Annotated in this window: 15 protein-coding genes; 8 read left to right on the top strand and 7 right to left on the bottom strand. The window is 53.4% G+C overall.

Features of this window, described 5'->3' with window-relative positions:
- Positions 1–4 precede the first annotated feature (4 nt).
- Positions 5–931, bottom strand: a complete 927-nt coding sequence (locus tag DOQ08_RS13680) for a GGDEF domain-containing protein (protein WP_114335554.1) — start codon at positions 929–931, stop codon at positions 5–7.
- Between the two features lie 129 nt (positions 932–1,060).
- Here DOQ08_RS13680 and DOQ08_RS16155 point away from each other — a divergent pair, with 129 nt between their 5' ends.
- The 6 genes from DOQ08_RS16155 (at position 1,061) to DOQ08_RS13655 (ending at position 11,352) form a co-directional block, all read left to right on the top strand.
- On the top strand, positions 1,061–1,195 hold the full coding sequence (locus DOQ08_RS16155) for a hypothetical protein (RefSeq protein ID WP_264756368.1): 135 nt from the start codon (positions 1,061–1,063) through the stop codon (positions 1,193–1,195).
- A gap of 1 nt (position 1,196) precedes the next feature.
- Entirely contained in the window at positions 1,197–1,874 is a 678-nt protein-coding gene (locus DOQ08_RS13675; RefSeq protein ID WP_114335553.1) for a GntR family transcriptional regulator, read from the top strand.
- 1 nt (position 1,875) lies between these two features.
- On the top strand, positions 1,876–5,370 hold the full coding sequence (gene smc / locus DOQ08_RS13670; RefSeq protein ID WP_114335552.1) for a chromosome segregation protein SMC: 3,495 nt from the start codon (positions 1,876–1,878) through the stop codon (positions 5,368–5,370).
- 120 nt (positions 5,371–5,490) lie between these two features.
- Complete coding sequence (gene zipA / locus DOQ08_RS13665) at positions 5,491–6,468, top strand: cell division protein ZipA (protein WP_114335551.1); 978 nt, start codon at positions 5,491–5,493, stop codon at positions 6,466–6,468.
- Positions 6,469–6,491: 23 nt separating this feature from the next.
- Entirely contained in the window at positions 6,492–8,528 is a 2,037-nt protein-coding gene (gene ligA / locus DOQ08_RS13660) for an NAD-dependent DNA ligase LigA (protein WP_114335550.1), read from the top strand.
- Positions 8,529–8,682: 154 nt separating this feature from the next.
- Positions 8,683–11,352 (top strand): hypothetical protein, encoded by a 2,670-nt coding sequence (locus tag DOQ08_RS13655; RefSeq protein WP_114335549.1) that lies wholly within the window; start codon positions 8,683–8,685, stop codon positions 11,350–11,352.
- An 18-nt stretch (positions 11,353–11,370) separates the two neighbouring features.
- Here the strand turns inward: DOQ08_RS13655 and DOQ08_RS13650 are convergent, their stop codons facing one another.
- The 3 genes from DOQ08_RS13650 to DOQ08_RS13640 all read right to left on the bottom strand — a co-directional run bounded on the left by DOQ08_RS13650 (position 11,371) and on the right by DOQ08_RS13640 (position 14,601).
- Complete coding sequence (locus DOQ08_RS13650) at positions 11,371–12,006, bottom strand: CBS domain-containing protein (RefSeq protein WP_114335548.1); 636 nt, start codon at positions 12,004–12,006, stop codon at positions 11,371–11,373.
- 97 nt (positions 12,007–12,103) lie between these two features.
- On the bottom strand, positions 12,104–13,996 hold the full coding sequence (mnmC, locus tag DOQ08_RS13645; RefSeq protein WP_114335547.1) for a bifunctional tRNA (5-methylaminomethyl-2-thiouridine)(34)-methyltransferase MnmD/FAD-dependent 5-carboxymethylaminomethyl-2-thiouridine(34) oxidoreductase MnmC: 1,893 nt from the start codon (positions 13,994–13,996) through the stop codon (positions 12,104–12,106).
- Entirely contained in the window at positions 13,996–14,601 is a 606-nt protein-coding gene (locus DOQ08_RS13640) for a peptidylprolyl isomerase (RefSeq protein WP_114335546.1), read from the bottom strand. The genes mnmC and DOQ08_RS13640 overlap by 1 nt, the downstream gene beginning before the upstream one ends.
- A gap of 214 nt (positions 14,602–14,815) precedes the next feature.
- Between DOQ08_RS13640 and DOQ08_RS13635 the strand changes: the two genes are divergently transcribed.
- Entirely contained in the window at positions 14,816–15,571 is a 756-nt protein-coding gene (locus tag DOQ08_RS13635) for a pilus assembly protein PilB (protein ID WP_114335545.1), read from the top strand.
- Between the two features lie 67 nt (positions 15,572–15,638).
- Here DOQ08_RS13635 and DOQ08_RS13630 read toward each other — a convergent pair whose 3' ends face one another.
- The 3 genes from DOQ08_RS13630 to flgA all read right to left on the bottom strand — a co-directional run bounded on the left by DOQ08_RS13630 (position 15,639) and on the right by flgA (position 17,269).
- Positions 15,639–16,109 (bottom strand): flagella synthesis protein FlgN, encoded by a 471-nt coding sequence (locus tag DOQ08_RS13630; protein ID WP_114335544.1) that lies wholly within the window; start codon positions 16,107–16,109, stop codon positions 15,639–15,641.
- A gap of 7 nt (positions 16,110–16,116) precedes the next feature.
- Positions 16,117–16,437 carry a flagellar biosynthesis anti-sigma factor FlgM gene (flgM, locus tag DOQ08_RS13625; protein WP_114335543.1) on the bottom strand — a complete coding sequence of 107 codons (321 nt, stop codon included), beginning with the start codon at positions 16,435–16,437 and terminating at the stop codon, positions 16,117–16,119.
- A gap of 127 nt (positions 16,438–16,564) precedes the next feature.
- Complete coding sequence (flgA, locus tag DOQ08_RS13620; RefSeq protein ID WP_114335542.1) at positions 16,565–17,269, bottom strand: flagellar basal body P-ring formation chaperone FlgA; 705 nt, start codon at positions 17,267–17,269, stop codon at positions 16,565–16,567.
- Between the two features lie 153 nt (positions 17,270–17,422).
- Here flgA and DOQ08_RS13615 point away from each other — a divergent pair, with 153 nt between their 5' ends.
- A complete protein-coding gene (locus DOQ08_RS13615; protein WP_114335541.1) occupies positions 17,423–18,352 on the top strand; it encodes a chemotaxis protein CheV in 930 nt (309 codons plus the stop codon).
- Position 18,353 lies beyond the last annotated feature (1 nt).

Below are 18,353 nucleotides of genomic sequence, written 5' to 3'. Positions count from 1 at the left end.
AGTATCATGGGATAGAGGCAAATACGCGGCTGCAATTGCGGCCGCAGGCCTTCGCTTGATACAGAGCCTCATCGGCGCGTACCAGCCATTGTTCGGTTTGTTCGTTAGCTAGATGAGCTGCGATGCCACAACTGCCGGTTACCGTAATCGGCGTTTCGCCGCCGTCCACTCGGATGCTTTCCAGCGCCCCGCGGATCCGCTCCGCAACCGTTTTTGCTTCCTGTATATCCGTGTGCGGCAACAATACCGCAAATTCTTCCCCGCCAAAGCGGTACACGGAATCCGAATTTCGTATCGCTCGCTCTATCTTTTCTGCGGCTTTCGACAATATGTGGTCACCCACCACGTGACCATGATTGTCATTAATACGTTTGAAATGATCCAGATCGCATAAAATCAATGTGCAGGGTGCATCAAGCCGGTCGGAAAGTGAGCTGGCCCGAGTAAGCTCTTCTTGCAGAGCACGTTTGTTTCCAATGCCGGTCAGCGAGTCAGTCAATGCTGCCTGCTCAATGGCAATGAATTGGCAGGCATTGCGTAACGGACAGATGATAGCTGACAGCATCATCTCAAAGCCGGACAGTTCGTCATCGCTGAATTTATGGCGCCGATGGAAAGTCAGTATGCCGTAATGATTGCCTTCCAGAGACAAACGGTACTCGCAACGATGCGGGCCGCCGACACCGGTAGAAAACACAAAATCCTGGCGAGCAATTCGATGACGGTATTGCATCGAATCGAAGGGAATCGATGCAGAGATTTCCTCAGCGATTATCTCCAGTTGGTTCTCAAGCGAGAGCGTTGTCGAGAGTCTTTTTGTCAGCCGCGCAAGGGGGTCCGGCTCTTGGCTCCATGCCTGATATGCCTGTCTCAGAGCTGCCAGTTTGGCAGGTTTGGATTTTGAGGACTGAATGGATGTCAGGTTCTTCACGGGCGCTCGCTCGTTCCGGAAAATAAAGTTAACAGCACCTAAGCATTTTTAATGCCACTTTGGATTTGTGCAGTGAAACCAGACAGATACAAACGGATTTTGCCGTAGCGACGGGCTGAGGCGATGTTTGTGTCAATGTTTCGGCAGAATTTTGCCGATTTGGATGCCCTTGAAATCAAAATGTCCGACAAGGGTGTGGGGCGCTTGAAAGCCTGTGATAAACTTCCGCGCTTGAAAGCAAACGTTACAGGTGAGCAGTTTTAGCATGAGATTCGAGGCCCCAGAGAGTCTGTCTGAGCAAATAGCCCAGCACATAGGTCAGCGTATTGTCGTCCGAAGCCTTAAACCCGGTGAGCGCATCCAGGAGCTTAAAGTAGCCGGTGACCTAAATGTTAGCCGCGGTTCTGTACGCGAGGCCTTGCTGATTCTCGAGCGTCGTCATCTAGTGGAGATATACCCGAGAAGGGGGGCGGTGGTTTCAGAGATGACCATCAGCTCGGTGAATGCTCTGTATGATATTTATATTGATCTTTTGTGTATGCTCGGGCGAAAAGTGCTTGAGCGCTGGTCCGGGCATGAACTCAGTGGCCTGGCGGAGCAGTTCCGTAACCATGGCTCGCTACTGGGCGCTTTGACTCCCTTGGGTAATGACCCAGAGGGTGTTATCGAGGCGGGTTTCGACATCGTCCGAAATGCTTGTGGCATGGTCGAAAATCCGTTCTTGCAGGAAACCCTCGAAAATTTCCGACCAGCCATTAGCCGAACCTATTACATGGTGCTTGAGAACCGGCCGAGTGAAACGACAGAAACCGCACCTTTATTTCAGAAGCTGGCCGATGCCGCCATGCAGGCAGATGCCGCCGGGCTTCAGCAGGTTATTGAGCAATACGGCGAACACCAACGAAAACAGATTCTGACTATTCTCATGGAGGAGAACGCCTGATATGAGGCTTAAGTCCATTAAACTGGCCGGCTTCAAATCGTTTGTCGATCCCACAACTGTGCCGTTTCCAACCAATCTTACCGCGGTGGTTGGTCCGAACGGTTGTGGTAAGTCGAACATTATTGATGCTGTGCGCTGGGTAATGGGCGAAAGCTCCGCCAAGTACTTGCGCGGAGAATCTATGTCAGATGTCATTTTCAACGGTTCTACCGCACGCAAGCCCGTGGGTCAGGCATCCATCGAACTTGTTTTTGATAACGATGCCGGAAAAGCGCCCGGCGAGTTCGTTAAATTCAATGAGATTTCGGTGAAACGCCGGGTTTCCCGCGAAGGTCAGTCTGAATATTTTCTCAACGGTTCCAAGTGCCGTCGCCGCGATATAACTGACCTTTTCCTGGGAACCGGGCTTGGGCCTCGCAGCTACGCGATCATCGAACAGGGCATGATTTCCCGCCTGATCGAAGCCAAGCCTGAAGAGCTGCGGGTTTACATTGAGGAAGCCGCGGGCATTTCCAAATACAAAGAGCGTCGCCGAGAGACCGAAAACCGGATTAAACGAACCCAGGAAAACCTTGAGCGTTTAACGGATTTGAGGGAAGAGTTGGGCCGCCAGTTGCAGCACTTGGAGCGTCAAGCGGCTGCGGCTGAGAAGTATAAGGCGTATAAACTCGAAGAACGGCAAAAGAAGGCCGAGTTAACCGTTCTGCGTTGGAAGGCTCTCGACAACGATTTGCAAACCTGGCGAGAGAAGATTCGAGATACCGAGTTAGAGTTAGAAAAGCTACTAACAGAACGGGTTAATCTCGAAACTTCGCTGGAATCCCTGCGTGAGGCCCATCACGAGCGCACTGAGCATTTTAATCGCGCGCAGGCTAAATACTACGAGGCCGGTGCCGACATCGCCCGCATCGAACAAAGTCTTGAACATCACCGAGATCGGAGCCGCCAAGCATCCATAGAGCTGGATCAGGCGGTGTCTAATCAGCGCGAAATTCAGCGCGAACTCGAACAGGATGAAGATAAGCTCGCGAGCATTCTTGAAGAGCTCAGCATGATTGAGCCCGAGCAAGAAGCGCTGGCTATGCGCTCTGAAGAGTCGAGCGAGAAACTGCAACTGGCTGAAGAAGCCATGGCAGATTGGCAGCATCGCTGGGATGAGTTCAGCACGCGCTCATCCGATGCGCGCCGTCAGGCGGAGCTGGCCCAATCGCGGATTCGCTCGTTGGACGACGCTATTGCCCAGCTGAAAAACCGCCATCAAAAATTGAAAGACGAGCAGGCCATCCTGGAGAGCCAGCTGGATCGGTCTGCACTCGAAGAATTACTCGAGCAGCAGGAAACCTTGGAGCTTCAAAGGGAAGAAGCGTCTGAGCAAATCGAGATGCTGCAGGACGATGTTTATCAGGCCCGCCAACGCCTGAAAGAAGCTGAAGAACAGGCATCGAGCCACCGTCAGCAAGTGCAAAGTCTTCGTGCATCGCTTGAATCCCAGCAAGCTCTCTTGCATGAACAATTGGGCGGTCAGGATGATGCCCTGCAAGCATGGCTTGCCGAACAAGGTTTTTCAGATGCCCCTCGCGTGGCCGCTCAGCTCAATATTGAAAGTGGCTGGGAATTTGCGGTAGAGCAGGTCATTGGCCGCTTTACTCAAGGCCTGGCTTTACCAGGGCTTGAGAACCTTGACGATGTGATGGCCCATGCGCCCAAAGGGGTAGCGGTCGTGGCTCGGCAAACGCCGGGTAACGCTGCAGCGTCCGGGCTGGCTTCAAAGGTCAGCGGGCTTGGGGCTATTGAGAATTTGGTCAGCCATATCGATACGGCGAACTCCACTGCCGATGCATTGGCTCGCCGCGCGCGTCTGGATGTCAACCAAAGTGTGATCACGCCCGAGGGCGTCTGGGTCGGCCGGGATTGGGTGTTGATGCCTGATTCAGACGCCGGTCAGATTGGCGTTATTGAACGGCAGAAAAAGGTAGATGAACTTCAGCTCCAATTGGCTGAAGCCGAGCAGAAGCTGGAGTTGGCAAATGCTCAACTGGAGCAGCTGCAAGAGAAGGGCGAACGCGCTGAAACCGCTCGGGAAGATGCCCAGGGCCGTTTAAGTGAGGTTCAGCGGGAATTGTCAGGCTTGTCCTCACAGGTAAGTGGTCTTAGGGCGAGGGCTGAACAGATTGACGCCCGGATTGCACGCATTCACGATGATATTGAAGACGTGAGCGGCCATTTGGAAGAACAGCAGATTCAGCTTCAGGAAGCCAAAGAAGAATGGGATATGGCATTGGCTTCGAGCGAAGACAGCGATGAAGAGAAGGAGCGCTTGCTCGAACAGCGGGATACGCTTCGCGAAAACCTTGATCGATTGCGCCAAGATGCTCGCCACGACCGCGATCATGCTCACCAGTTGCAGCTTCAGCTGCAAACCCTGCATAGCCAGCGTGATGCGCTGAAGCAAACCATTGACCGGATGCAGCTGCAAAAAGAACGCCTTGAAGAGCGTCTCGAGGTGTTACGGGAAACCCGGGAAGGTTCAGAGGAGCCCATTGAGGGTCTCAAGCTGCAATTGGAAGGGTTGCTGGAAAGACGCTTGGCGGAAGAAGAAAAGCTGAGCGCTGCCAGAGACGCCTTGGAAGATATCGACAAAGAAGTTCGGGACCGAGAGCAGGGCCGAAGCCGCACAGATCACGTTGTTCAAGACGTGCGAGCAAATCTCGAGAAGCTTAAAATGGAGTCTCAAGCACTTGAAATCCGTTCGGGCAACCACATCGAACAGCTCACAGAGCTGGGTGTGAAGTTGCAGGAAGTGCTTGGCGAGTTGCCGGAAGACGCTGATGAAAAGGTTTGGGCGGAAGAACTGACCAAGATCGGTAACCGCATTCAGCGTTTGGGTGCCATTAACCTGGCGGCCATTGAGGAGTATCAGGTCCAGAGTGAGCGTAAAAACTATCTGGACGAGCAAAACGATGACCTGATGGAAGCGTTGGAAACCCTGGATAACGCCATTCGCAAGATAGACAGGGAAACCCGGCAACGCTTCAGGGAAACCTTTGATCAGGTTAATGGCGGTTTGCAGGCGTTGTTCCCGAAGGTATTTGGCGGTGGTAGCGCCTATCTGGAGCTGACCAGCGATGATCTTCTGGAAACCGGCGTTGCCATCATGGCGCGGCCGCCCGGTAAGAAGAACAGCACCATTCACTTGCTGTCGGGTGGTGAAAAGGCGCTGACGGCCATTGCGCTGGTATTCTCGATCTTCCAGTTAAACCCTGCGCCGTTTTGTATGCTGGACGAAGTGGATGCACCTTTGGATGATGCCAACGTAGGGCGTTACGCAAATCTGGTGAAAGAAATGTCCAAACAGGTACAATTTATCTACATTACCCATAACAAGATTGCCATGGAAATGGCCGATCAGCTCATGGGGGTTACCATGCACGAACCCGGCTGTTCCCGGCTGGTAACTGTGGATGTAGACGAGGCGGCGGCTTTGGCTGAAGCCTAGGGTTGGTGGAAAAGTCACCAACCATGACAATACGGCCATCTGGGCCCAGTGTGCGTTGTATTCGCTACGGGCTTTTCTTAGAGTAACAACGTTGCAAATTGCCAACAGGACAGCAGAATTATGTCACTTAGGGAATGGTTAATTGCCATAGGTACCCTGGTTATTATCGGAATCGTCGTTGACGGTATCCGAAGAATGCACCGTGCCCGGAAAGAATCCATCGCGATATCATCCGGAATGGGCTTGGATGAGCTGGACGACTCGCCCCTAGACTCGGACTTTAATCCTGAGTTGCCTAACGGTGGTGCGCGCATTGTCTCCCGAGGAACGCTGGAAGAGCAGGGCTATCTGAAATCGGATCATTCGGAGCCGTTGAGTTCCGCAGATGATGATAACGATTTCGCACCTGAGTCTGGATGGGGTGCTGAACGTGAAGATGCTTATACCCCGGAAGAGCCGAAACAACCCTCTCGTCTGAACGAAACAGAACCTGTCGATGTTGCGGATGTGGGTGCTACACCTTCAGAAGACGAAGTGGCTTCGTATGCTGCGGAAACCACTCAAGATGATGAAGTGACGGTTACTGACGTTCAGGAAGATACTGCAAACCGACAGGTCGCTCAGCGCGATGCCAACCGACCTTTGGCCGGCGCAAACCGACCGGAAGCGAAGGAAGTTTTGGTGATCAACGTGCTTTCACCGCAAGACAAGCCGTTTGAAGGTGTGATCCTGAAGAAATTATTCGAAGCGTGTGGTTTGGAATTCGGTGATCTGGACATCTATCACCGTCACGAAGGTAGTGATACCACTACGCCAGTCCAGTTCAGTGTTGCCAGCGCGGTAGAGCCGGGCACCTTCCGGCCGGAAGAAATGCCTGCACTCAGCACCCCGGGCATCAGTTTTTTCATGAGTTTGCCTGGCCCAACCAATGCGCTGCAAGCTTTTGAATTTATGCTCGAAACTGCCCAGTGTGTCGTTCGCAACATGGGTGGCGAACTTAAAGACGAACGCCGCAGTGTGATGACGCCACAGACCATTGAGCATTGTCGGCAGCGCATCCGTGAATTCGAACGTAAACAGCGTTTCCACCGGGTGTAACGCTTAACCAGGACACCCACCTGATGACACAGATCCCTTCAGAAGTGCTGCAGCGCGTAGAAGAGCTACGCGCTGCGCTCCACGATCACAACTACCAGTACTACGTGCTGGATGATCCCCAAATCCCTGATGCGGAATACGACCGCTTATTTCGGGAGCTACAGGCATTAGAAATCGAGCACCCCAAGCTCGCCTCGGACGATTCACCCACGCGTAGAGTCGGCAGTGCGGCCGATACCAGTTTTGCCGAGGTTGTCCATCGTGTACCGATGCTTTCGCTGGACAATGCCTTCAGTGAGGAAGAGTTACAGGAGTTCGACCGTCGGGTGCGAGACCGGCTCGAGGCTGAAGAGCCCATTGAATACGTGTGTGAGCCCAAGCTCGACGGGCTGGCTGTAAGTCTGCATTACGAGAAAGGCTTGCTTACTCGCGCAGCAACGCGAGGAGATGGAACGACCGGCGAAGACATCACCGCCAACATTCGAACCATCCCGTCGGTCCCTCTTCAGTTGCGTGGAAAGGATTACCCTGATCTCGTGGAGGTGAGGGGTGAGGTTTATATGCCTAAAGCCGGATTTGAAAAGCTCAACAAGGGGCTGGCGGAGCAAGGCGAGAAAACCTTCGTAAACCCTCGTAACGCAGCAGCCGGCAGCTTGCGGCAAAAGAAATCGACGGTCACCGCCAAGCGGCCATTAGAAATGTGTGCATACAGCATGGCGGTTTTGGATGAGGCCGAGCTACCGGCTACGCACTGGGATAGCTTGCAGTTGGTGAAAGACTGGGGTTTTCGAATCAACCCTGAGATGCGTTTGGCGATCGGGGCAACGGCTTGCCTTGAAGCATACAACGACTTGATGAACAAGCGGGCTAGCTTACCCTACGAGATTGACGGCATTGTGTTCAAAGTGAACCGGCTGGATCTGCAAAAGCAGCTCGGCTTTGTGTCCCGTGCCCCCAGGTGGGCCATTGCCCAGAAATTTCCGGCTCAGGAAGAGCTCACGATTATTGAAGGCGTTGAATTTCAAGTGGGGCGCACGGGTGCAGTCACCCCGGTTGCGCGCTTGAAGCCTGTCTTCGTAGGCGGTGTGACGGTTTCTAATGCCACGCTTCACAACATGGATGAAGTACGGCGGCTCGATGTGCACATTGGTGACACGGTATTTATCCGCCGGGCCGGAGATGTTATTCCGCAAGTTGTTAAAGTCGTGCCCGAGAAGCGCCCCGAAAACGCTGAAAGAGTCGTGATGCCGGCACACTGCCCGGTGTGCGATTCGGACATTGTTCAAATTGAAGGGGAGGCCGTGGCGCGCTGTTCCGGAGGGCTCTATTGCCCTGCTCAGCGTAAAGAGGCCATCCGCCACTACGCTTCCCGCAAAGCACTGGATATCGAAGGCTTGGGTGACCGGTTGATTGAGGTGTTGGTTGACGAGGGTATGGTCGCCACCGTTGCTGATCTTTATCGCCTAACCAAGTTTCAGATATCCAGTCTCGAGCGCATGGGCGATAAATCGGCCAGTAACCTTGTTGCCGCGATTGACCGTTCGCGTAACCCGGTATTGTGGAAGTTCCTGTATGCGCTGGGTATTCGGGAAGTCGGTGAGGCCACAGCCAAATCGTTAGCGGCCTACTTCGGGACATTGGAAGCCATTTCTGAAGCGACTGAAGAGGCGCTCCAGCAGGTGCCGGATGTCGGTCCGATAGTGGCCGGCCATATTCGCAGCTTTTTCGATCAGCCTCACAACCAGGAAACACTTGAAGCGCTCAAAGAAGCGGGGGTGGTCTGGCAAGAAGAGCAGCTGGCCTCCGCCGATGAGCAGCCGTTGGCGGGTGAAACCTGGGTCCTGACGGGTACTTTGTCACAGATGACACGAGATCAGGCGAAAGGCAAGCTGGAAGGCTTGGGCGCAAAAGTGGCGGGTAGTGTCTCCAAAAAAACCGCGTGTGTGGTCGCCGGTGAAGCGGCCGGTTCAAAACTCGCCAAAGCCGAACAGCTCGGCGTAAAGGTGCTTGATGAAGAGGCGCTTCTGGCCTTTTTGAACGAACATGGCGTTGAAATCTGATCACTTGCCTGCCGGGTGAATCTGAGAACTCGCGCAGGTCCTGCCTTGGGCAAATTGGCTACCATGACGTTGATCTGTAACGGTGTGTAAGCGGGCTCTATGAGCGCAAACCCGGCCACCGTCCTAACAACAACGTCAAGAAACGGATTTTTGCATGCGTGCCGATTTGTCTTCCCGTACCTGTCTGGCTGGCCGCTTGGCCGGCGTTGCACTTATCGCCTTGGTTGCTGCTGGCTGCAAAACCGAAAAAGATCCCGACCAGCCTACCTTACTCGGTTCCCCGGCGCCGACGGCCTATCTTGGTGTTGAGTATTACTACAATTGGGGTGCTTATGGCGGTGAGGACATCCTCGATTACTCGCTGGTGAATGCCCCCTCCTGGCTTGCTCTGGAAGACACCTCAAACAAAGCTAGGCAAGGCATTATTATGCGTGGCGTACCCGGTCTTTCCGGGGGAAACCGCGGTGATGCGGATCTCGGCAAAACCACCAATATCGAAATCGTCACGACTGACGGCAAAATGGCCGGCTTCCAGCCATTCGATATTGAAGTAAAGCCCAACGTGATGTCGATTGAAGTGGATGAATTCACAGAGGGGGAGGCCGCCAACGTCGCACAGAAGCCGAATACCAGCGCCTGCGCCGTGCCGGACTTAAGCACCCCCGGAAAGCACTCTTTCGACTTGAATACGTACCAAGATGATGGAGCTTTCGAGGAAACCGTTCCAGTCGACAGTACGACCTACCGCACCTACGCCAAGGTAACTCTGGAAAAGCCTTCGGTTACTCGCATCCACGTTGCCTTTGAGCTGGATAGCGACTTCGATCCGGAAAACTGCGATGCAGGTGTTAGCGCGCCGCATCAAAAATGCGAATACGGCACCTCCAATACCGGACGGGCGATTGTCGGCCAGGACATTGTCGTGCTCGGCTCTGCATCCGATAAAGCGGTGGACAAAGAAGGTAAGCCGCTTACCTACATTACTTACCAACAGAACAACGCCAATGTTTACGACCGAGGCGTACTTACCTTCGAGCCCGGTATCACCGAATGCTACATCCCTTTGGAGGTAGTGGACGACCGCATTCCTGAACCTAGTGAGTTGGCTTTCATTCGTTTGACCGAAGTGCGTGAAGGCATTGCTTCGCTAGGGGCGAAGAATACGGGCACTCGTGCGGGAATCACCATTCTTGATAACGAGCCCGTGGTGACTGTACAAACGATGAAGGGCGGAGCAAAGGACGCGATCAACGCTGATGATAACGCGGCACCCACGATCTATAAGGCGCTATTGACCGGTGAGCGGGACGGCCCGGTGATGGTTCGTTTTGCCGAACAGAGTAAAGGCTCAGGGGCCCAAAAGGATACCCATTTTGAAATTGTCGATGTCGATGGGTCGCCAGTGACTGAGCTTGTCTTTCCCGAGGAGCAGGACGAGATCGAATTTGGTATTCGTGGCAAGGCATACAGTCTGTCAGCAGACGACGGCTATGATGACCTGTTTCTAAACCTGGCGGTAGATGATGCCTATCAGGCAGGGCGCCAAGGCTATGCGAGAGCGGTCAGCGACAGCCTGCTTCGGGTAAATTTGAATCGCCTGATCACAGCGCAAACTTTTACCGACTTTACGCCAACTGATATAGCGCTAGGTCATGCCAGTCGATTGTTTGTAGCGGGGTACACCGATACAGATGCGGAAGTTCGCATCTACGATCAGGCTGGAATGTTGCTGGACACCGTGACGGTTGCTGCGGCAGTGACTAATACAGACATTCATATTAGCGTTGCTGAACGAGTTGATAGTACCGCAACCCCGAGAGTGACATATCAGGAGTTGGCGGTGGGTTACTCGGCACCCGGAAGCAAAGGCGGCCAAGACGTATTTGCAAACTTATACCGGTTCGATGGTTCAGACTATCTACCGGTTTGGGGCACTGCCTATGAAACGGGTTCAAGTGAAGACGATTTTGTACGATGGGTCGGCTTGAGCGCCGATCGATCAAAGCCCCTTGTGGTTCTGGCAGGGAATACCGCGGGAAGCTGGAGTGACCAGAATAATACCGGTGGCACTGATGTGTTTTTGGTCGAAATTGAAGATGACGCCGGCGCGCCCAAAGAGCAAGCGGTGCGGATCGTTGGTTCCGGTGCTGATGACCAATTGGCGGCAGGCGATTTGAGCGCTTCAGCGCCGGTTCTGTTTGGTCAGGCACCAATGACCTTGAACGGAACCAGTACAACCGGGCCTTTCTTTGCCACCGGCCGCGCAAACACCAAGCTTAACGTGGTGCAGGTTGGTGCGGATGCCTCAGAGATTTTACGCCATGGGATTTACGCTTCGGGGTTGCTCTGGCTGGTGGGTGATTCAGGTGGGATTAGCTACGCAGTCACAGAAGTGGAAGACGAAGACAACGAGCTGACCCGCAGTCGCAATCAAAACAGTCAGGCCGGTTTCGTTTGGGGGCTGACGGGAAATGGGGAGCCCCGGTTTGTTTATCAGGTCAATGATTATGCCGACGCCTCGTCAGAAACGCTCACACAAAGCCTGCTATTTGATGGTGATATTGTGCTGGCGGGCAATACCGATGGGCAGTTGGATGAAGATGGGGCCGTGGCAACCAGTAACGATGGTATTCTCGCTCGCCGAAGCTCAGAAGATAGCCTGGCGTACCGTAATTGGAACACTCAGATCCCGAGAGATATGTCGTTCCTGGATATGGTGAATTATCGCGATGATGAAGTGATGTCTCTGGTCGATGTAGCCGGTGAGCGACAGCTTCTTGTGTTCAGCCCTGAAGGCCGGTTGCTGACGCCCGTTGCACCCTAGCAGGTAATCAGGGGGAGCCTAAACGGCTCCCTCTTGTTGGCTTGCACTGGCGTAAAGCTTTAAATAATCGGTGCTAGTGACAATGCCGGACGGGCGGCCACTATTGGCATCAACGATTAGCGCCGCATTCAGGCGGTGGGCAAGCATCAATCGGGCAAGTTGGTGGGCATCGGTTTCGGGAAAGGCCGTCAGAAACGCAGGTAACTCGACGTTTAACAGGCTTTGAGTGTCCGCTTCCTTGGGATTTTCGTGTATCCAGGTAAGCAGCCATCTGAAGTCGATGAGCCCCGCGATATTATCGTCCGATAACACCACTAGATGGTGTACGGCATTATCTTCCATGACGGCAAACGCCTGGCTCATGGTCGCTGTCGCCGGAACCATATACTGGGCCGGTGATGCAATCTCTGAAACAGGAAGATACACCCGCTCTTCCTTGCGCTCTCCAGCCGCAACCGCTCCGTATTGCTGCAATGCCCGGTGTCGGCCACTGTTCGCAGCCTGTTGGAATTCCGCGTCGGTAGCTTCGTTGTGGGTGTTCGAAAGCGCGCTGGAAGCCTCAAGCTCGGTAACGTCACCCACAGTACGATTCCGGAAGATCTCCGGAAGTCGAGTGCCGATGGGACGGCCGGGTTCACTGACATGAATCGACATAACTACACCTTTAGTGACCGCTGCACCGTATCCGTGTGCGCCTTATTAAACGTTTATCGGCATTTTCCCTGAAAACTTCAGCGCTATTGGTTCGCCGCTAAAGCTCTCGCTTTGGATAAAGGCGAAGTGTATCAATGCGCCGGGTGAGATGAGTTGGCAGACAAGCCGGCTGCCCCGTCAATTTGTCCGCAAGATACTCCGCAAGCAAAGGCCCCCATACCAGCCCTTTACTACCGAGACCGGTAAACAGGTACGCGTCTTCTACTTTGTCGCCGGATTCCGTGAGCAGTTCCCCAGCGACCGGTTGATAGTCATGGGTCGTGCATCGAAACGCGACGCGACCCTGCAGGGTTTCAACTGCAGGCACTTGCGTGACCGGAAGGTCGGGCAACATACGTAAGAGTTCGTCCAGATTCTGCTGATGGCCTTCGGCGGTAACGTTAGGGTTGTCGTTCCTGATGTCGAATGTGGCGCCTATGGTTGCATGCCCTTGGCCGACCGGATTTAAGTATTTGGAGCCACAGATGACGGTGGCGGGCGGGTTAACGGTGGCCTCTGGTAAATAGGTCACTTGACCACGAATCGGCTTCAACCGCAGTTTGCCTGTCACAGGTGCAATCTCCGCAGTTTGGTGACCACAAGCGATGACCAACCTTGAGACTCGTAGGCTTTGACCATCCGCGCTCTGGAGTGACCAGCCCGTTTCGAGTCGCTCGATATTCTGAACCTCAACGTTAAACAGGGTGGTGATCAGCGGGTGTCCGGAAAGTCGCTCGCAGGCTTTGGCGGGTTCAAGCCAGCCTGATTTTGGAAACCATAGCCCGTTCATTGGGATATCGATGCCAGCAAGGTCCGCAGCTTGAGCAGCGCTCACAGGCGTCAGAAACTCTGTGGGATACTGATTTTGTTCGCAAAATTTACGTTGGCGTTCTGCCTCTTTTTCAGTCGTAGCCAGCTGTAACAAGCCTGTGGGGTGCCAAAAAACACCTTTCCAAGGGCGATAATAACGTTGACTGAAACTCAGGGCGGTTGCTGCCAATTCAGCTTGCGCGTTGTACTCGATCCCGAGCTTTGCATAGAGTGCGCCCTGAGCGTTACCGGATGCCGCGGAGCCAGGATTGGCGGCTTTGTCGATCAGTAATACGGGAATGCCTCGTTCAGCCAGGTTTCGCGCTAATAGTGTTCCGGCAATACCCGCGCCAATGATGGCCACTGGATCACTGTGGATGGTCTCCGCGGGGGATAGCTCGGCCTCAATACTTATGGTGCCAGCGAGCATTTCACGTTTACGACCGAAGCCCGGGCGTTTTTCGACCTCGAACCCTGCGGCCTCAAGGGCGCGCCGAACTCGGCCAACGGCGGTAAATGTCGAGAAGGTTGTCCCCGGCACGCTATGGCTCCGGATTAACCGAATAACCTCATCAGACCACATGTCCGGGTTGTATTGAGGGTCGAAACCATCTAGAAACCAGGCATCCGCAGTAAACGGTAGTTGGTTCAGCCCGTTTTGGAGCTCTCCGAAAAAAAGAGTAAGTCTGACCCGTCCGCCCTCGAACACCAAGCGGTGAACGCCTTTCATCAGAGGCGGGTATTGGCTTATTAATTCTTCCGCAAGCGGAGCGAGTTCAGGCCAGCGCAACAGAGCCCGTTCTAGCTCGTCGCGAGTCAGTGGATAGCGTTCAAATGAAACAAAGTGCAGCACCGAGTGATTGTGGGTATCTGCGACAACTTTCCATTCTGCCCAGCTTGTCAGAAAACTAAGGCCAGAACCGAACCCGGTTTCCCCAATCACAAAGTGGCCATGGCTCGGCAGTTCCCTGAAACGCTCAGACAGATTATTCGGCTCTATAAATACATGCCGTGTTTCAGACAGGCCATCGCCACGATTGAAGTACACATCGCCGAAGCGGGTGGATTCAGGAATGCCGTCTTGCCAAATTAATTCCGCCGGCTCTGTGGCCGGCGGTTTGAGGGCTTCAAATCTAGCCATTAGTCTTCGGTAGAAACCTTGGTCACACTTTTTATCGTCACGGGTGACAAAGGAACATCACCCATACCTTGTTGGCGCCCTGTCTGCACAGAGGCAATTTTATCGACCACACCCATGCCCTCGGTCACCTTCCCGAAAACCGCGTAGCCAGCTCCGCGCACGCCCGCGTTAAGAAAGTCGTTATCGACGACATTGATAAAGAACTGTGAGGTGGCGGAGTCCGGATTGTTGGTGCGGGCCATGGCAATGGTGCCGCGCAGGTTGGGGAGGGTTTGGCTGCCTTCGTTCACGATGGGAGCTTTCGTGGGTTTTCGGCTCATATCTGCGGTAAATCCGCCGCCCTGGATCATGAAGCCGGCAATCACGCGATGAAAAATGGTGTTGTCGTAGAATCCGTCTTCGACATAGCCGAGGAAGTTTTCGACTGTTTTTGGTGCAACGTCGGGGCGTAAAAGAAGTTCAAATGCACCTTCGGACGTGACGAAGCGTACTTTAGGCAAATCTTGGTTGGCATCGGCATGTGCAGCGCCGGAGAACACTAACGCCGACATAATTAACAATGCGGCATAAATCACAAGAAATTGTTGTTTTACGAAGTTTGTCATTTAAAGGCTGCCCTTTGTTTCAGTGAGTGTCGGAATAGCTGACATAATCATGTTTGCTACAAAGCAACTAACGATATTAACAGATCCTTACGCCGATAAGAGCAAAAGCAAACAGCAAGCCGGGCCGTCCTCGGCTACGCTTGCTAAAGGTTGCACTAAATCACAATGCCGGGCCTGGTTGTACGGTGTTCATGGCGAACACAGGAGAACACGAGTGAAAATCCAAAAAGGATTTGAAGAAAAATCACGGCTTGGTCGGTTGCTGATCAATCGCGGGTATTTAACTGAGGCGGATCTTGAAGATGCACTGACCCTTCAGCGCACATCCGGGCAGCGTCTTGGCGAGGTTTTGGTTGCCTCTGGCCGCATCACGGAAAAAGATTTGATTCGGGTGTTGAAGCACCAAATTCGATACCGCAATACGGCCGCGCTGGTAACGATGGTGGCATTGCCTTTTCAGCCCTTAGTGTCATTTGCGTCTACAACGACAGACAGTGACGAAGCAGGCGTGTTAGCCAGTGCAGGGCAGTTGTACGAAGGTCACGGATTCGCGCCTTTGACGGACGATGAAATGGCGGCAGTATCAGGGCAACGCAATATCGGGTTGCTGGACCGTATTGAAAAAGTAGCTGCCATGCCGGCGAACGCCGCGGATGCGGATGGTGGCAGTGCCGATGAAGCGGGGCTGGATGCCGTTGAAGGTGTGCGGCTGGCGGCAAACGTGTTCGTGCCGGTATTAAGCTTCCTTGATTCAGATCTAACCATCTCGGGCGTCAAATACCGAGAAGGTGAAGAACGGTATTCAATCCGGGATGACGGTGCGATCACCTTGGCATTGCCTGAACGTATTGAAGAAATACGAATGGACAATATCCGGGTGGCGGGCGGCAATGGTGCATCGATGGGCAGTGTGAGTATTCAGGATATTCGTTTTCATCCTGCTTCGAGCATGACCATTTATACTCGCTAACAGGTTAATGGCGACCAAAACAAAAATGCCCGGTTGATAACCGGGCATTTTTGTTTGCTAGTAAGCATCAGGCGCTGGCAAAAACAGTGCTGCTTGAAACATTGGTTTGCTGGCCTTGAGCCCCATACAGCTTTTGCTGACTGGAAGCGCCCCGGAAGATGTCGGTTACCCGCGCGAGTCGTTTCTGCAGGTGCCCGACCACTCTTCCGTTGTTCTGATTCAGTGATTGGCATTCCCTAAGCTTTTGATCGGCGGTTTTCCAGAGATGGTACAAGTCGTCCATTTCAGCTGCGCGAATAAAGCGTGAGGGCTCGCCGGCGTCAGGGCGGAAACCCATATCGACGAGAAGGTGAATTTTCTGCCGAGCCCTTTCACGGATCGTTCCAAGAATCTGATTCTTTTCTTCCGTGAGCGTTTGGAGCGGGCTGATGTCTGCCGAGGCCAGTGCCTCTTTCTCCCGAAGGAGAAGATCCGCCAGAACTTCCAGCTGGCGGATGTCTTCACTAAGAAGGGTCTTCAACTCATCGATAGCGGCCATACTCTACTCACCCAAAAATGCTTTCATCCATCTCAAGCATTTTCTGGGCCAGTTTTTCTGCGTCGATTTTGTAGGTGCCGTTATCCAGTGCAGAACGGATTTCCGCAATACGATCGTCGTCCATTTCCGGGTAATCGCCGAGCTTTTCCTCAAGCTGTTTCAGGTTTTTTGCCTGATTGCTGAGACTCACGTTTTCGCCGCGGGCGGCCGGACTTTGCGCTTTTGCCTGATCGGCTGCTGGTGACGGCGCGCTGCTCGACGATTTGTCGGCCTGGGTTCTGGTGGTGTTGACCTGGCCTGGGCCAATTCCATTTAAGTCAACTGACATAAAGTTACCTACTTGCCTGGGGCCACATCTGACAGTGGCGGAATCGGGTTTATATCTGGTTAACGGCAAACTGTTGCCGGACTTTAGTCTATTAAGGAAAAAATTTTCCGCCCGGATTCCCCGAGTGTTATTGCATAGGAATCTCGACGCGTCCCGGGGCGACCACCGTTGCTTTGACGGTTCTCTCGGAACGAAGGTTTTCAACCAATACCTGCTCTCCGATACTCGCGTTGCCAAGAGCCTTACCGCGGGAACTCACCGAAAAAGAACCGGTTCGGGCTAAAATAATAACATGGTCGCCTCGCTCAATGGCATCTGGAGCTTCCAGCAAGTCTGGTGTCAGCACGGTGCCTGTTTTCACAGGGCGTCGAACCATCATGCCCTGAATATTGCTCATGTCGGTGAGCGTGCCTCGGCGGCTGGCGTTCAGCTGAACTTCGCTCGTGGTTAATGCCGCGCTGGATAACCGCTCCCCCCGGGTCAGTGGGCGCGCGGCAACGATGGCCGGGCCGTAGGCTTCGACAGAGGCCGTTACGTACATTCGCCAAGGACGTTTGCCCGCACAACTGATAAGCATTGACGGGCTGGGTGTTCGCAGAGGGTCGCTTGCGAACTCCAGCTTGGGTTCACCCTCGCATGGCGCCAGTTTTAATCGCCTGTCCACGTTACCGATTTGGTATTCAATGCGTCGGTTGCGTTCCCTTTGGTCGTCCGCCCATGTTTGTAGGAAACGCTCTGCCATTTCGCGAATATCATCGGCGGTCGTGGCTGGCTCGGCACGTGCCGGCAAACTGAAAATTAGCGCCAGCGTAAATAAAATGAGGGTACGCATTTGAGGTGCTTTGTCCTATGCTGTCGGTAAGACTGTCGCCCATAAAAAAAGTTAAGAATATGGGCTTTTGGCCGTTATGCTAAATCTGAAATCATGGCCTTGGTGCTATCAAGCAAAATCAGTGCCGAGCAGGCACTTCAGGAGTAGAACGACATGACAGGGGTACTGCAAAGCGTTAATCAGCGCACCCAGCTGGTCGGCCAAAATCGACTCGAGCTTTTGCTGTTTCGGCTTCGCGGCCGACAGGTGTATGGCATTAACGTTTTCAAAGTAAAAGAAGTATTGCAGTGCCCGAAGCTGTCGTCCATTCCTAACAGTCGCGCGGTTGTGCGTGGAGTTTCCCATATACGGGGAGAAACCATTCCAATTGTTGATATGAGCATGGCAATTGGATTGCCCGGTGTCCCCCAGGAGGAGCTCGCGACCAGCTTCGTCATCATCACCGAGTACAACCGAAAGACCCAGGGCTTTTTGGTGTCTGGTGTGGAGCGGATTCTGAACATGAACTGGGAAGACATTATGCCGCCGCCGAAAGGGGCGGGCAAAGATGTCTACCTGACCGCAGTCACTAAAGTTGACGAAAAACTAGTAGAAATCATAGATGTAGAGAAGATTCTTTCAGAAGTTTCTCCGCTTCGTGAAGACGTTAACGAAGAGATAGTGAGCCGCAGTTCGGCTGGTGCCAAGCGTCATCTGCCCGTATTGGTCGTGGACGATTCCTCTGTGGCGCGGCGCCAGATCAGCCGATGCTTGACCGCCATTGGAATGGAAGTGGTTACCCATAATGATGGCAGGCAGGCGTTGAACTATTTGCAAAGTCTCACTCAGGATGGCTCTTCCATTCGAGATCATTTGTCTTTGATCATCTCTGATGTAGAAATGCCCGAAATGGATGGCTATACGCTGGTCACTCGAATCAAAGAAGATCCTGTGTTGAAAGATATTTTTGTCATGCTGCATACATCGCTCAGTGGCGTTTTCAATCTTGCCATGGTGAAGAAAGTGGGTGCCGATGACTTTATGGCAAAATTTAGCCCGGATGAGCTGGCTGAGCGTGTTATGGAATTGGTCGGTCAGGATTGAT

This window comes from Marinobacter litoralis, from assembly GCF_003336705.1.
GTDB lineage: Bacteria > Pseudomonadota > Gammaproteobacteria > Pseudomonadales > Oleiphilaceae > Marinobacter > Marinobacter litoralis.
This window is presented reverse-complemented; position numbering and strand designations above follow the sequence as displayed.